The organism is Mesoterricola sp. MK458 (genome assembly GCF_055384935.1).
The window spans coordinates 3,052,679-3,067,779 of record NZ_AP045075.1 but is presented as its reverse complement, the minus strand read 5'-3'; the positions used below and the strand labels follow the sequence as shown (position 1 = coordinate 3,067,779).

Sequence of the window (15,101 nt, the reverse complement as noted above, 5' to 3'; positions counted from 1 at the left end):
GGAGGATCCATTGGCTAGCAAGCTAGGTGAAATGCTTGTGAAGGCTCAGCTGATTTCAGAAATTCAGCTGGACGAGGCCATCAAGCTGCAGCGCCGGGAGGGCGGGAAGCTGGGCAGCATCGTGGTCCGCCTGGGATTCTGCTCGGACCAGGACATCGTGAGTTTCCTGGGCATGCAGTACGGCGTGCCGGCGGCCGACCTTGACCAGTGGCCCCCCATCGAGGCCTCCGTCATCGCCCTGGTGCCCTCCGAGCTGGCCAACAAGCACAAGGTTCTTCCCCTGCAGCGGTCCGGGAACGTGCTGACCATGGCCATGTCCGACCCCACGGACATCTTCGCCATGGACGACGTGCGGTTCCACACGGGCTACAACATCGACCCGGTGGTGTCCTCGGAGCGGGGACTGGTGCGGGCGATCGAACGCTATTACGGCGGCACCAGCGCCGTCCGCCTGCGGGACCGCCAGGATGACGGGCGGGGCGTCTACAACGCCGGCGCCCCGGGCGCGGACGCCGCCGCCGGTGCGCCCTCCGACGACTTCGGGGACCACGAGGACGCCAGCCTCGACCTGAAGGGCCTCGAGGAGGAGATGGCCGAGTCCACCCAGTACGAGACGCTGGACGAGGAGGACGAGGTCAATGCCACGGCCCTGGGCAAGGCGTCCGAGGACGCCCCGGTGGTGCGGCTCGTGAACATCGTGCTCATCGACGCCATCCGCAAGGGCGCCTCCGACATCCACATCGAGCCCTACGAGAAGCACTACCGCATCCGGTTCCGCATCGACGGCCTGCTCCAAGAGGTGATGCGCCCGAGCATCAAGCTCAAGGACCCCGTCACCTCCCGCGTGAAGATCCTGGCCAAACTCAACATCGCCGAGAAGCGCCTGCCCCAGGACGGCCGCATCAAGCTGCGGGTGCAGCTGGGCGGCAAGCAGAAGGTCATCGACTACCGGGTGAGCATCCTTCCCACGCTGTTCGGCGAGAAGATCGTGCTGCGGCTCCTGGACTCCGACAAGCTCATGCTCGACCTCACGAAGCTGGGCTTCGAGCCCGAGAGCCTCGAGCAGTGGGACCGCCAGATCAGCAAGCCCTACGGCATGGTGCTGGTGACCGGGCCCACCGGCTCGGGCAAGACCAACACCCTCTACTCCTCCATCTCCAAGCTGAACACCGCGGACGTGAACATCATGACCGCCGAGGATCCCGTGGAGTTCAACTTCGCGGGCATCAACCAGGTGCAGATGAAGGAGCAGATCGGGCTGAACTTCGCGGCGGCCCTGCGCAGCTTCCTGCGCCAGGACCCCAACATCATCCTGGTGGGCGAGATCCGGGACTTCGAGACGGCCGAGATCGCCATCAAGGCGTCCCTCACGGGCCACCTGGTGCTCTCCACCCTTCACACCAACGACGCCCCCTCCACCATCAACCGCCTCATGAACATGGGGGTGGAGCCGTTCCTGGTCGCCACGTCCGTGAACATCATCTGCGCCCAGCGCCTGGTGCGGCGCATCTGCGCCAACTGCAAGCAGGCCGATCCCCACCAGCTTCCCACCGAGGCCCTGCTCAAGGTGGGCTTCACGGAGGAGGAGGTCAAGCGCGGGATCGTCCTCAAGAAGGGCGCCGGGTGCGAAGTTTGCGGCGGCAGGGGCTACAAGGGCCGCGTGGGGCTCTACGAAGTGCTCGAGATGTCCGAGACCCTCAAGGACATGATCCTCACCGGCGCCAGCGCCATCGAGTTGAGGGAGCAGGCCCAGAAGGAAGGGATGATCACGCTGAGGCGTTCGGGGTGCCGGAAGGTCCTGGACGGCGTCACCACCATCGAGGAAATCGTCCGCGAGACGGTCCTCTAAGCCCAGAAGGGGTAGCAACCATGGTCGAACCCAGTGCCCAGTACGTAGTGCCCCTCCAGCAGCTCCTGAAGACGATGGTCGAGTACGGGGGGACCGACCTCCACGTCACCACCGACACCGCCCCCCAGGTGCGCATCGACGGGCGCATGGTGCCCTTGAAGCTCCCGCCCCTGGAGGCCTCCCAGACCCGGTGGCTCTGCTACGGCGTCATGACCGACCAGCAGAAGCACCGCCTGGAGGAGGACCTGGAGGTGGACTTCTCCTTCGGCCTCCAGGGGGTGTCCCGCTTCCGGGCCAACGTCTTCAACCAGAAGGGCGCCACCGCCGGGGTGTTCCGGGCCATTCCCGAGAACATCCGCAGCTTCGAGCAGCTGGGCCTGCCGCCCATCGCCCAGACCCTCTGCGACAAGCCCCGGGGCCTGATCCTCGTCACCGGCGTCACCGGCTCGGGCAAGTCCACCACCCTGGCCGCCATGATCGACCGGATCAACGAGGTGGAGCCCCTGCACATCCTCACCATCGAGGATCCCGTGGAATACGTGCACCACCACAAGCGCTGCCTGGTGAACCAGCGCGAGATCCACGCCGACACCCACAGCTTCAAGAAGGCGCTGCGCTCGGCGCTGCGCCAGGACCCCGACGTGGTGCTGGTGGGCGAGCTGCGCGACCTGGAGACCATCGAGGCCGCCCTGACCATCGCCGAGACCGGCCACCTCACCTTCGGCACCCTGCACACCAGCAGCTGCGTGCAGACCATGAACCGCATCATTGACGTGTTCCCCGCCCACCAGCAGCCCCAGATCCGGGCCCAGCTCTCCCTGGTGCTGGAAGGGGTCATCTGCCAGTCCCTGATCCCCAAGGCCTCGGGCAAGGGCCGGGTGCTGGCCCTGGAGGTGATGATCCCCAACCCCGCCATCCGCAACCTGATCCGCGAGGACAAGATCCATCAGATCTACAGTTCCATGCAGACCGGCCAGCTGAAGTTCGGCATGCAGACCTTCAACCAGAGCCTGTCCGAACTGGTGCTCAAGGGCGACATCACCCAGGACATGGCCATGTCCTACTCCTCCAACCAGGACGAGCTGCGCGAGCTCATCAACCGGGGGGTGGGCACCCAGAACATGGCCCCCACGAACCAGGCCAAACCCGTGAGCCAGCCCAACAGCGTGCTGGGGGGCCGGAATCCTAATATTAAGTACACCTAGTTAAAGGACATCATGGCTTCCCATGACCATCCATTGGCCTTATCCTGATCCCACTGACACGTCCCAAATCTTGAAGAGGTTCTGATGCCCGCATATGCATGGAAAGGCAAGAATCGGCTCGGGGAGATTCAGGAAGGGGTCATCGTCGCCGAAACCCGGGACGGGGGCGCCGCCACGCTCAAGCGCAACGGCATCCAGGTCATTTCCATCAAGCCCCAGGGCGCGGCGGGCGGCAAGTCCCTGGGCAGCGTCAAGGCGAAGGAACTGGCCATCTTCACCCGGCAGTTCAGCGTGATGATCGACGCCGGCCTTCCCCTGGTCCAGTGCCTGGAGATCCTCGGGGCCCAGCAGGCCGACAAGGGTTTCCAGAAGATCATCGCCGCCGTGCGCAAGGACGTGGAGCAGGGCGCCACCCTGCAGACCGCCCTCAGCAAGCACCCCAAGGCCTTCAACGACCTGTACGTCAACATGGTGGGCGCGGGCGAGGCCGGCGGCATCCTGGACGTCATCCTGCAGCGCCTCTCCGGCTACATCGAGAAGGCCGTGAAGCTCACCGCCAAGGTGAAGGGGGCCATGACCTACCCCATCACCGTGATCATCATCGCCATCGTGGTGGTGGCCATCATCATGGTGAAGGTCATCCCGGTGTTCTCCCAGATGTATGAAGGCATGGGCAGCAGCCTGCCCTTCCCGACCATCATCTGCATCGCCATCTCCAACGTGCTGATCAACTACTTCTACGTGGTGCTGATCTTCATCGCCCTGGTGTGGTTCGGCCTGCGGCAGTACTACAAGACGCCCACGGGGCACCTCCAGATCGACACCTTCATCCTGAAGATCCCCGTCATCGGCGAACTGCTGCGCAAGGTCGCCGTGGCCCGCTTCTGCCGCACCCTGGGCACCCTCACCAGCTCGGGCGTGCCCATCCTGGAGGGCATGGACATCACCGCCCGCACCGCCGGGAACCTGGTGATCCAGAACGCGATCATGAAGTCCCGGGAGGCCGTGGAACAGGGCCGCAACATCGCCGGCCCCCTGGCCGAGACGAAGGTCTTCCCGCCCATGGTGGTTCAGATGGTGGGCGTGGGCGAGGCCACCGGCGCCCTGGACGCCATGCTGAGCAAGGTCGCCGACTTCTACGAGGACGAGGTGGACAACGCCGTGGCGGCCATGACGGCCATGATGGAACCCCTGATCATCGCCGTCCTGGGCGGCATCATCGGCTTCATCGTCATCGCCATGTATCTGCCGATCTTCAATCTGGCCAACGTCATGGGCAAGGACTGAGGCAGGGATACGACTGAAGGGGCAAAGCGGGATCCGGCCGGGGTGCCGGGGCCCGCTTTGCTTTTCAGTCTTGGGGTGGTGGAGCACAGTGAACAAGGGCTGACGAGCCCCATCCTTCTTCATCCCCGGCATCGGCGTCTCTACTGGGGCGCGCGTCTGCCATTCCCGGAATCTTGGATTGGCAGGGGTTATGGATGCTGGGGGGAGGATGTAACCCTCGGTCCCGATGCGGCAGTAGAGATTACGGGGTCTGGAGGTGTCAGATGACCGTACAGGACATCGATCAGGCCAAGGTAGTGGCATTTGCCAGTGCTCTGTTGGTGCCGGCCTTGCGGAAGGCCAACTGGTGGGGTCCGGAGCAAGTCGTTTGCGACTATTGTCGAGGGCTGGCGCTGCCCGGCGAGCGAAAAAGCATGGAGCCCATGGCGGCGCGGCTCGCACCCGGGAGCACCCAGGCCAAGCATGCGTCGCTGCAACGATTCATCACGGATTCCGTCTGGGATCACCGGGCCATTCTGCGCGGGGCCCGGGACTATGCCTTGCCATTTCTGCTCTCCAGGGGTGCCCTGGAAGCCTGGGTCGTGGACGATACCTCCTTCCCGAAACGCGGTTCCTGCTCCGTAGGGGTGGCCAATCAATACTGCGGCGAGCGGGGCATCGTCGCCAATTGCCAAAGCGTGGTTACGATCAACCTTGCCAACCAATTTGCGAGCCTGCCTACCGCCTACCGGCTGTTCCTGCCCAAGGAATGGACGCAGAATTCAGCCCGCCGCCGGATGACCGGCATCCCGGAGGACATGAAGTTCCTTTCCAAGCCGGAGATTGCGCTTGGACTGATCGATGACCTGATTGCAGAAGGAACGGACTTGGCGCCGGTAGTCGCCGATGCGGGTTACGGCGACAGTGGCGCCTTCCGCAAGGGGCTGGCCGATCGAGGTTTGAGTTTCATGGTGGGAGTCCGCTCCAGCATCTTGGTCTGGAAGGAGGGACAAGGTCCGCTGCCACCCCGGCGGCGGAGGCCCAAGCGCGGGAGATACTCGCAATGTTTCAGGCCCAACCCGAAGCAGCCGACCCGAAAGGTCCTGGTCCTGGCCCAGGGGCTACCGAAGACGGCTTGGAGATCCATCGAATGGCGAGAAGGCTCGAAGGGACCATTGACCTCCCGATTCGCCGCCTGCAGGGTTTTGGTGCCGGGGCTCCTGCGCTCCAAGGGCAACTATGTGTTCATCCATCCGGAGCAATGGCTGCTGGTCGAGTGGCCACCGGAGTCTCCCAGCCCGGTGCGGTTCTGGCTCTCCAACTTACCGGCCAACACCTCGTTGCGAGCCCTAGTCCAGGTGGCCAAGCTGCGCTGGCGGGTCGAGCGGGACTACCAGGAATTGAAGGGGGAACTCGGCTTGGGACACTTCGAGGGCCGGACCTGGGCCGGCTTCCACCACCATGGCAGTTGTTGCTTGGCCACCTTTGCGTTCCTGGTCACCGAGCGAGCTCGGGTTTTCCCCCCTACGATTCACGAACTCCTTGGATCTCCGAAACCTCCCTTTCCCGAAGCCCGTTCCTGGCGGACCCCCGCTGGTCCGGCCCGAACGCCATAGCCCGTTTTCCATCCCCACCCTGAGGGCCTGGGTCGCCCGAGAGGCAATCCGAACCTTGCCCTGGTGTCCCTTCTGTGGCCGACCTGATCCTCGACCGCCTCCCGGAATGCCTCGGCCCGACGTAAGAGCTCCCTGACGCCCCAGTAGAGACGCCGATTACAGGGATGGATGAGATAAAGCCCTCCCCGGCTTCGCCTCCTTCATTCCGTCCAGTGGCAATCCTGGCAGATGCGGCGCCTCTGGTAGGCCCCCATGGCGGCGCGGTCCGTCCTGCGGGCGCGGATCCAGGTGAGGAGGGTGACGGCGCCGAGGGCCAGGAACGTCCACAGGACGGGGAGGGCCCGTTCGGCGGCGACGAAACCCGGGCTGAGGGCGGCCAGGAAGAAGAGGGTGATGCACGCGGTGCCGTGGAAGGTCGAGCGGCGCAGGGGCGGGGCCAGGGCGGCCAGGGCTTCGGGGTCGGCTTCGGGGATCCGCACCTGGGCGGCATAGTGTTCGGCGACGGCCACCACGTGGTTTCCGCCGCAGGAGGGACAGGCTTGCATTCAGGACTCCAGGGTGCGGGTGAAGGCGAAGGCCTGGAAGCCTTCGCCGGGCCAGGTCAGGGGATCGGGGCGGAAGAAGGCCGTGGGGCCGTCCTCCGCGCCCAGCCCCGCGGGCCATGCGGCCACGGGCGCCAGGCCGGGGCGGGTCAGGAGCCAGTCCCGGTGGTCCTGTCCCTCCTCGGAGAGCCAGGAGCACACGGCGTAAACGAGAAGGCCGCCCGGGGCCAGGCGGGTGACGGCGGCCTCCAGGAGGTCGCGCTGGACGGCGCGCATGCGGGGGCGGTCGATGGAGGGCCCGATCCAGGTGAGTTCCGGGTGTTTCTGGAGGGTGCCGCTGCCGGTGCAGGGCGCGTCCAGGAGGATGAGGTCGAAGGCGGGCCCGGGCTTGCGCATCCAGGGGGCGGCGTCGTCCACCACCACCTCCGCCTCGACGCCGCGGGCCTGGAGGTTCTCCTTCAGCCGCGCGGCGCGCGCCGGGTTCTTTTCCAGGGCCGTCAGGGCGGCCTCCGGGTAGCGCCGGGCCAGGGCCGTGGTCTTGCCCCCGGGGGCGGCGCAGGCGTCCAGGATGGTGCGGGGGGAGCCCTCCCACGCGAAGGCCAGGAGGGCCTGGGAGCTCAGGTCCTGCACCATGCCCCGGCCCGAGGCGAGCCACTCCCGGGGAAAGTCCGCGCCCGGCGCCAGCTGAAGGGCCCCGGGGACCCCGTCGACGGGCAGGAGGGTCTCCGGAGCCGGCCCCAGGGCCCTGAAGAAGGGCTGGGGCGGCGCCTGCAGACGCTTCCACAGCAGGTCCCGGGCCGCGCCCTGGCCCCGGGGGTAGAGCGCCGCCTTGAGGGCGAGTTCGGCGAAGGGCGTGCGGTCCAGGGCCGGGTCCATGGCGTCCAGGGTGGCGCGGAGGGCGGCGCGGTCCTTGCCCGCCCTGCGGAGGATGGCGTTGACCAGGCCCCGGTGGGGCGGAAAGCCCAGGTCGCGGTCCCCGGCCAGGTCCACGGCCTCGTTCACCGCGGCGTGGTCGGTGACGCCGTCCAGCCACGCCAGCTGCGCCAGGCCGATGGCAAGGGCCACCTGGGTGCCCAGGGGTACCCCCCGGGCGGGGTTCTTGAACTGGGGCCTGCAATGGGCCTGGAGCGTGCCCCAGCGGCGCAGGCAGTGCCCCAGGAGCGCGTTGGCCAGCCCCGCGTCGCCGGAGGCGAGGTCGGCGTCCCAGGCGTCGGGGACCCTTTCCCCCTCGCCGAAGACGATCTGGAGGGTCCGTGCCACTGCGATGCGACTTTGCGTTGCCATCCCTAGAGCCTCTCACATTCCGGGGGGCCGTGGGGAGCCGCTACACTTGGAGCATGACCGAAGCCGAAACCCCCGCCCTGGTCGTCCGGGCCCTCACGTCCGACCGCCATATCCGCTTTTCCGCCCTGGACGCGAGCCCGCTTTGGGACGGCGTCCGCCGGGGCCATCCGCACCAGGAGGCCGAAGCCTGCGCGGTGCTGGTGGAGGTGCTGGCCAGCGCCCTCCTGCTCCAGGCCCGGAACTTCTTTTCCGAGCGCCTCCAGATCCACCTGCGCACCGCCGGCCGCGCCCGGGCGGTGGTGGCCGATTCCTGGCCGGACGGCGACATCCGCGGCGTGCTGGACGAGGGCCCCGCCGAGGGCGCCTGGCTCCAGGGCCCCGGCCTCCTGCAGGTGACCCGTTCCACGGGCGCCGATACCCCGTACGTGGGCACGCTCGAACTGGTGGAGGGTCCCCTCCAGGCCCAGCTCGAGGCTTATCTCCTCCAATCCGAGCAGGTGCAAGCCAGCGTCCACCTCTGGTGCGACCCGGGCACGGGGGAAAGCGGCGGCCTGCTGGTGGAGCTCATGCCGGGGTGCCCGCCGGAGCGCCTGCGGGTCCTCGTGGACGCCCTGGAGGGCCTGGAGGTCGTCCCCTTCCGGGAACGCACCCCGGAATTCCTCAGCGCCTGGATCAACCAGGGCCCGGGGGCCGAGGTGCTCAACACCACCGCCATGCGCTACCGGTGCCGCTGTTCCCGGGAGAGCCTGCTCGAGGTGCTGGCCGGGTTCGACCGGGCCAGGCTGCAGGAGATGTTCAAGGATGGCCAGCCCGTGCAGGTGCGCTGCGACTACTGCGGCAAGGACTACGCCATCGCCCCCGGGGACCTGGGGCCGGAAAGGGGGGAGCCGTGAGCGGGGTCCAGATCGTCGAGCGGGGCAGGCCCGTGGGCGGACCCGTCAGCGTGTGGCTCAACTTCAGGCTGGTGCCCTTCGTGGCCGCGGCCCTGGTGAAGACCCTCTCCTACACGCTGCGCGTGGCCCGGGAGGGTTTCGGGCCCGTGGAGGACCTGGTGGCCGGGGACCGGCGGGTGATCCTCTCCTTCTACCACCGGCGCCTGGTGATGATGCCCCAGGCCTATCCCTTCCGCCGCACCGCGCCCGGCGGCGAGGCGCGGGGGGTGGCCATCCTCTCCAGCGACAGCAAGGACGGCGAGCGCAGCGCGGCCACCTGGCAGTGGTTCGGCATCCACGCGGTGCGCGGCACCGCCGGGGACCGGGGGGCCCAGGCCCTCGTGCGGATGATCCGGGCCGTGAAGGAGGGGTGGGACCTGGGCATCACCGTGGACGGCCCCAGGGGCCCCCGCCAGGAGGTCAAGGGCGGCGTGCTGGCCGTGTCCCGCAAGACCGGGGCCTGGATCGTGCCGGTGTGCGTGGCCTACCAGTCCGCGTGGAAGCTGCGCACCTGGGACGAGATGCTGGTGCCAAAGCCCTTCTCCCAGGTGCGGGTGCGCTACGGCGCGCCCTTCCAGGTGCCCCCCGCGGGGGACGAGGAGGCCTTCCGCGTCGCGCTGGAAAAGGAACTGGACGCCATGGAGGGATGGGCGGAGGGATTCAAGGGCGATTTTTAAATAGTTAATATAAAATTAGGCCATCTGATTCTTTGGCAGCCATTTTATAGAATTAATTTATAATTGGGCCATGGATGGCGCGTCGATCACCCCGTGTCCCCCGGAGGCGGGATCCTTCGCCCGGCCCCCCTGGGCCCTGGCGGGGCGCCGCCTGGGGCGGTACCGCCTGGGCCCCAGCCTCGGCCGGGGCGGCATGGGCGAGGTGTTCGAGGCGTGGGACACGCTCCTGAACCGCCAGGTGGCCGTCAAGATCCTCGTGGCCCCGGGCCCCTCGGCCATCCTGCGCTTCATGAAGGAGGCCCAGCTCCAGGCCCGGGTGAGCCACCCCAACGTGTGCCGGATCTTCGATGTGGACGTGTCCGACAACGTCCCCTTCATCGCCATGCAGCTGGTGAGGGGTTCCAGCCTCTTCGAGGCGGGACCGGCCCTCGGCCCGCGGGAGGCGGTGGAGATCCTGGCCACCGTGGCCCTGGCCATGCACGCGGCGCACCGGGTGAACCTCATCCACCGGGACCTCAAGCCCTCCAACATCCTCCTGGAACGCTCCCCCGCGGGCGGATGGGTGCCCTACGTGGCGGATTTCGGGCTGGCCAAGGACCTCGCCGAGGAGGGGTTCACCCTGTCCCACGGCGTGCTGGGCACGCCCAGCTACATGGCGCCCGAGCAGAAGGCGGGGGAGGGCGTGCGCATCGGCCCGCCCACGGACGTGTACGCCCTGGGGGCCACCCTCTGCGCGGTGCTGGGGCTGGACCGCCGGGAAGCGGAAAGGACCGGCCGGAGCCGGCCCGCCGCGGCCCCGCCCACCCAGCCGTCCTGGCCCGCGGTGCCCAGGAAGCTGCGGGCCATCCTCGTGCGGTGCCTGGAGGAGCGGCCCCAGGACCGGTATCCCACGGCCGGGGCGCTGGCGGAGGACCTGAGGCGCTACCTGGACGGCGAACCCCTGCTGGCGAGCCAGCCCGATTGGCTGCGCCGGGGGCGGCGGATCCTTCGCCGCCACCCCGCCCTGGCGGCGTCCCTGGGCATCGGCCTCCTCCTGGGGGTGGGATTCGCGGCGTGGAGTTCGCGCCTGGAGGCCGCCTCGGAGCGGCGGACGGTCCTGGCCCTGCGGTTCGCCCACGACGCCAAGGACCTGGAGACCCGCATCGGCATGGCGCGTCTCTATCCCCCCCACGACCTGCGGCCCCTCCTGGCGGGCATGGCGGAGGGCCTGGAGCGGATCCGGAAGGACATCGCCCACCTGGGCCCCGAGGCCCGGGGGCCCGGCAACCTCGCCCTGGGGCGGGTCTTTCTCAGCATGCGCTACCTGGAATCCGCGAGGGAGGTCCTGGAGGCGGCCTGGAACGAGGGCTACCGCACCCCCGACGTGGCCTACGCCCTGTGCCGTACCCACAGCGAGTTCTACCTGCGGGTCATCGAGCACGAGCAGCTGGGGGACATCCCTCCCTCGCCGGAGATCGCCGCGCGCCACCTGCAGGCCGCCCAGGCGCTTCTCGCCCAGGCGGCGGGGGCGGCCTGGGAGCCGCCGGACCTCTGCGTCGCCCGGGTGCGCACCTTCGAGCACCGGGCCTCGGAGGCCCTGGAGGTGGCGCGGGCGCTGTTCGCCCGGAACCGGTGGTTCCACGAGGCCAAGGTTGAGGAATCCCGGGCCCTGGCCTCCCTGGGGTGGGAGCGCCAGCGGGCCGGGGAGTCCGCGGTGGCCCTGGCCTTCTACCGGCAGGCCGACGCCGCGGCCCGGGCGGCCCAGGGCATCGCACCCAGCGACATCACCGGGTGGCTGGCGGGGGCGGATTGGCGGCTGCGCTGGCTGGAGCAGCCCGGCCTTGGCCCCTGGGAGGCCCTGGAGGCGTGGCGGGAGACGGAAAGCCTGCTGGACACGGTGCTCGTCATCCGGCCCGGCAATCCCCGGGCCATCAGCGGCAAGGTGCACGTGATCCTGGGCCGGGCCCGCGCCCTCAAGGCCGCCGGGAAGGACGCCGGCCCCGAACTGGCCCGGGCCGAACGGTTCCTGCACGCCGCCCAGCACCACCCCCGCTTCCGGTGGCTGGTCCCGGTGAAGGAGGACCTGATCCGGAAGACCCGGAAGGAGCTGGCCCGGGTATCTTAGTAGGTTCAAGGAACCGCGATGACCCCTGCCCCCATCTCCGTCGTGTCCCTTTCGGGGGGACTGGACTCCTGCGTGGCCGCCGCCGCGGCCCGGGCCGAAGGCTTCGACCTGGCCCTTCTCCACGCCGACTACGGCCAGCTCACGGAGGCCCGGGAGCGCAGGGCCTTCGAGGCCATCGCCGACTTCTACGCCGCCCCCCGGCGCCTGGTGGTGCCTTTCGCGGGACTGCGGGCCATCGGCGGCTCGGCCCTCACCGATCCGTCCATCCCGCTCCCCGGGGGCGACCTGGATCGGGAAGGGGTGCCCGTGAGCTACGTGCCCTTCCGCAACGCGCACCTCCTGGCCACCGCCGTGAGCTGGGCCGAAACGATCGGCGCGGGCGCCGTGCACGTGGGCTTCGTGGAGGAGGACTCCAGCGGGTACCCCGACTGCCGCGAGGCCTTCCTTCGCGCCTTCGAGGCCGCGGCCGACCTGGGCACGAAGCCCGAAACCCGCATCGCCTTCCACGCCCCGCTCATCCACCTGCGCAAGGCCCAGATCGTGGCGCTGGGCGTGAAACTGGGCGCCCCCCTGCACCTCACCTGGAGCTGCTATCAGGCCGACGACGCCGCCTGCGGCACCTGCGATTCCTGTCTTCTCCGGCTGCGGGGCTTCAAGGAGGCCGGCGTCGCCGACCCCATCCCCTACGCCACCATCCCCGACCACCTGCGACCCTGAGGAACCACCCGTTGCCCAAGCCCACCCTCAAGACCCTCCCCAAGCGCCGCGTCACCGAGCCCTCCACCACCCTCGACACCTTCCTGAGCCCCCGTCCGGGCCGGGCCTTCGAGATCCGTTTCGAGACCGACGAGTTCACCTGCCTGTGCCCCATGACGGGCCAGCCCGACTTCGCGCGCCTGCGCATCACCTACGTTCCCGACCAGCTCTGCGTGGAGTCCAAGTCCCTCAAACTCTACCTCTGGAGCTTCCGCGACCGCGGGGCCTTCCATGAGGCGGTCACCAACCAGATCCTGGACGACCTGGTGGCGGCCCTGGCGCCCCAGTGGCTGCAGGTGGAGGGCGACTTCCTCATCCGGGGCGGCATCCGGACCCTGGTGAAGGCCGAGCACGGGCAACGCCCGTGAGGTACCGCGGCGCCGCCCCTCCCCTCGTCCTGATCCTGGCCGCCACGGCCGGGACCCTGGCCTGCGACACCCAGGCCCGGCGCGAGGCCCGGGCCGAGGCGGCCCGGAAGAACCAGGCCTGGGAGGCCAGCCAGCGCCGCGAGGCCGAGACCGCCGCGCCCACCCCCGAGGTGCAGGCGCAGGTGGACACCGCCGTGAAGTCCTTCATGGGCGAGCACCATCCGGAACTGCAGATGGAGGGCTCCACCTACACTCCCCTCACCCCGAACCTGTTCCTGGTGGGCGTGAGCGTCCACGATCCCCTCAAGGGCAATTCCTACGTGGCGCAGCTCACCGCGGAGCGGCTGCGGGACGTGGACTGGGGCGAGGACGACCCGCCCCGGGAGAACGGCAGGCTCCTGTGGGTGGTGGACTACGCCAGCGCCGACAGGATGCGCGCACTGGCCCAGCGCCACGGGTTCGCCGAGGAGGTGGACCGCATCCGGGACCAGGACCGGGACAACCGCTACCAGACCTCCTGGGGCCACCGCTCCTGGCTGGACGACTACCTTCTCTGGCACTTCCTCTTCCACCGGCCCCTGGCCTACGGCTACCGAGGCGGCATGGCCGCGCCCATGGCCCCCGGGTACCGCTTCCACGACCCGGGCCGCCCCATCGCGCCGGAGGACGCCTCGCGCTTCGCGCCCGCCGCGGCCCCCACCGGGGGCCGGTCCATGGTCTTCCTGGGCGGCTCCGCCTGGCGCCCGCCGCTGGCGAGCGGCGCTGGCGCCCTGGCGGGGCGGGCCTTCGTGGCCGGGCCCCGCGGCTCCATCTCCGGCAAGGCGGCCACGGGCTCGGTGAGCCGGGGCGGCTTCGGCTTCTCGGGCCACGCATCCGGATCGGGAGGCTGACGTGCGCAGAGCGTCGATTGGACCGCGCCCCGGATGGGAAGCCAGGCTGGAGGCGGCCGGCGTCCCCTTCCACACCCACGACGACGGCAGCCCCTACTGGCGGGAGGACGCGTACTACGCCTTCGGGCCCGCCGAGATCGAGCGCATCGAGCGCGCCGCCACCGAGCTCCAGGCCATGTGCCTGAAGGCCGTGGAGCACGTCCTGGACACGGGCCGCTTCCAGGCCTACGGCATCCCCCCCTGGATGGAACCCGTCATCCGGGAGAGCTGGGAACGGGACGAGGTGAGCCTCTACGGGCGCTTCGACCTGGCCTATGACGGCCAGGGCTTCCCCAGGCTCCTGGAATACAACGCCGACACCCCCACCTCCCTGGTGGAGGCCGCCGTGGCGCAGTGGTACTGGCTGGAGGAGCGGTTCCCGGGCCGGGACCAGTTCAATTCCCTCCACGAGCGCCTCGTGGCGGCCTGGAAGCGCGCCCAGGACTTCCTGCCCGCGGGCACCCTCTACTTCCTCCACCAGGACACCCTGGAGGACCAGCAGACCGTGGCCTACCTGCGCGACACCGCGGACCAGGCCGGGCTTTCCACCGCCCAGATGCTCGTGGAGGACCTGGGCTGGGACGAGGCCAAGGGCGGCTTCTGCGACCTGGACGAACGCCCCGTGCGCAGCGCCTTCAAGCTCTACCCCTGGGAATTCATGGTCAAGGACGCCTTCGGGCCCCAGCTGGCGCGCCAGCCCCGGCCCTGCACGTTCCTGGAGCCCGCCTGGAAGATGCTCCTGTCCAACAAGGCCCTGCTGGCCATCCTGTGGGAACTGTTCCCGGGCAGCCCCTACCTGCTGCCGTCGTACCTGGACGGCCCCAGGGATATGGCGAACTACGTGAAGAAGCCCATCCTCGCGCGCGAAGGCGCCAACGTGGAGATCCACGCCGGGGGCCGGGTGATCACCGGCAAGACCCAGGACTGCTACGGCGCGGAGGGCAGCGTCTACCAGGCCCTGGCCCCCATCCCCGTCTTCGAGGGGTACCAGCCCGTGCTGGGCGCCTGGATCGTGGACGGCGAGCCCGCCGGCATGGGCATCCGGGAGGCCAGGGGCCCCATCACCGACAACGGCAGCTCGTTCGTGCCCCACCTGATCGAGGCCTAGCGGTGCGCGCGCTGGTGGCCCTGGGCTCCAATCTCGGCGACCGCCGGGCCAACCTCGGAGCCGGCCTGGCCCTGCTGGGGGAACTGGGCCAGGTCACGCCCTCGCCGCTCTGGACCGAGACCCCCGACGAGTCCGGCAGGGGCCCCGACTACCTCAACACCGTGGCCCTGGTGGAAACCTCCCTGGACCCCCGGGCGCTCCTGGAGGCCCTGCTCCGAGCCGAGCTCCGCGCGGGCCGCGATCGCGCCGCGGGCCGCAACGCGCCGCGCACCCTGGACCTGGACCTCATCCAGGCCGAAGGCGCCGAAGGCCGCTGGACGTGGCCCGCACCGCCCGGCCTGGAGGGCCTGGGCGCCGAGCTGGTCCTGGAACTGCCCCACCCCAGGGCCAAGGCGCGGCCCTTCGTGGTGGAGCCGGCCCGGGCGCTGGGCGTGGAGGTCTGAGGGGTCTTGACGGGTGCTACAA

Annotated in this window: 14 protein-coding genes; 12 read left to right on the top strand and 2 right to left on the bottom strand. The window is 69.3% G+C overall.

The window, feature by feature from the left end:
• Positions 1-31: 31 nt before the first annotated feature.
• From pilB to ACZ5LB_RS13185, 4 genes are all read left to right on the top strand, one after another.
• The gene (pilB, locus tag ACZ5LB_RS13200; RefSeq protein ID WP_464602691.1) at positions 32-1,849 is read left to right on the top strand and encodes a type IV-A pilus assembly ATPase PilB; all 1,818 of its coding nucleotides are present in this window, start codon (positions 32-34) and stop codon (positions 1,847-1,849) included.
• A gap of 20 nt (positions 1,850-1,869) precedes the next feature.
• Positions 1,870-3,054: a type IV pilus twitching motility protein PilT gene (locus ACZ5LB_RS13195; RefSeq protein WP_464602690.1), complete on the top strand. Its 1,185-nt coding sequence runs from the start codon at positions 1,870-1,872 to the stop codon at positions 3,052-3,054.
• Positions 3,055-3,138: 84 nt separating this feature from the next.
• Positions 3,139-4,341, top strand: a complete 1,203-nt coding sequence (locus ACZ5LB_RS13190; RefSeq protein WP_464602689.1) for a type II secretion system F family protein — start codon at positions 3,139-3,141, stop codon at positions 4,339-4,341.
• 263 nt (positions 4,342-4,604) lie between these two features.
• Complete coding sequence (locus ACZ5LB_RS13185) at positions 4,605-5,936, top strand: IS701 family transposase (protein ID WP_464602688.1); 1,332 nt, start codon at positions 4,605-4,607, stop codon at positions 5,934-5,936.
• A 200-nt stretch (positions 5,937-6,136) separates the two neighbouring features.
• Here ACZ5LB_RS13185 and ACZ5LB_RS13180 read toward each other — a convergent pair whose 3' ends face one another.
• Both ACZ5LB_RS13180 and ACZ5LB_RS13175 read right to left on the bottom strand, forming a co-directional pair.
• The gene (locus ACZ5LB_RS13180) at positions 6,137-6,481 is read right to left on the bottom strand and encodes a hypothetical protein (protein ID WP_464602687.1); all 345 of its coding nucleotides are present in this window, start codon (positions 6,479-6,481) and stop codon (positions 6,137-6,139) included.
• The gene (locus tag ACZ5LB_RS13175; protein WP_464602686.1) at positions 6,482-7,762 is read right to left on the bottom strand and encodes a transcription antitermination factor NusB; all 1,281 of its coding nucleotides are present in this window, start codon (positions 7,760-7,762) and stop codon (positions 6,482-6,484) included.
• Positions 7,763-7,815: 53 nt separating this feature from the next.
• Here ACZ5LB_RS13175 and ACZ5LB_RS13170 point away from each other — a divergent pair, with 53 nt between their 5' ends.
• From ACZ5LB_RS13170 to folK, 8 genes are all read left to right on the top strand, one after another.
• Positions 7,816-8,655, top strand: a complete 840-nt coding sequence (locus ACZ5LB_RS13170) for an Hsp33 family molecular chaperone HslO (protein WP_464602685.1) — start codon at positions 7,816-7,818, stop codon at positions 8,653-8,655.
• Positions 8,652-9,371 (top strand): lysophospholipid acyltransferase family protein, encoded by a 720-nt coding sequence (locus ACZ5LB_RS13165; RefSeq protein WP_464602684.1) that lies wholly within the window; start codon positions 8,652-8,654, stop codon positions 9,369-9,371. Before ACZ5LB_RS13170 ends, ACZ5LB_RS13165 begins: the two co-directional genes overlap by 4 nt.
• A 70-nt stretch (positions 9,372-9,441) precedes the next feature.
• Positions 9,442-11,475 carry a serine/threonine-protein kinase gene (locus tag ACZ5LB_RS13160; protein ID WP_464602683.1) on the top strand — a complete coding sequence of 678 codons (2,034 nt, stop codon included), beginning with the start codon at positions 9,442-9,444 and terminating at the stop codon, positions 11,473-11,475.
• An 18-nt stretch (positions 11,476-11,493) separates the two neighbouring features.
• Positions 11,494-12,192 carry a 7-cyano-7-deazaguanine synthase QueC gene (queC, locus tag ACZ5LB_RS13155; RefSeq protein ID WP_464602682.1) on the top strand — a complete coding sequence of 233 codons (699 nt, stop codon included), beginning with the start codon at positions 11,494-11,496 and terminating at the stop codon, positions 12,190-12,192.
• 11 nt (positions 12,193-12,203) lie between these two features.
• A complete protein-coding gene (queF, locus tag ACZ5LB_RS13150) occupies positions 12,204-12,599 on the top strand; it encodes a preQ(1) synthase (protein ID WP_464602681.1) in 396 nt (131 codons plus the stop codon).
• Positions 12,596-13,489 (top strand): hypothetical protein, encoded by an 894-nt coding sequence (locus tag ACZ5LB_RS13145; protein WP_464602680.1) that lies wholly within the window; start codon positions 12,596-12,598, stop codon positions 13,487-13,489. The genes queF and ACZ5LB_RS13145 overlap by 4 nt, the downstream gene beginning before the upstream one ends.
• 1 nt (position 13,490) lies before the next feature.
• Positions 13,491-14,636, top strand: coding sequence for a glutathionylspermidine synthase family protein (locus tag ACZ5LB_RS13140; protein ID WP_464602679.1), 1,146 nt, complete (start codon positions 13,491-13,493; stop codon positions 14,634-14,636).
• A gap of 2 nt (positions 14,637-14,638) precedes the next feature.
• Positions 14,639-15,079, top strand: coding sequence for a 2-amino-4-hydroxy-6-hydroxymethyldihydropteridine diphosphokinase (gene folK, locus ACZ5LB_RS13135; RefSeq protein ID WP_464602678.1), 441 nt, complete (start codon positions 14,639-14,641; stop codon positions 15,077-15,079).
• Positions 15,080-15,101: the final 22 nt, after the last annotated feature.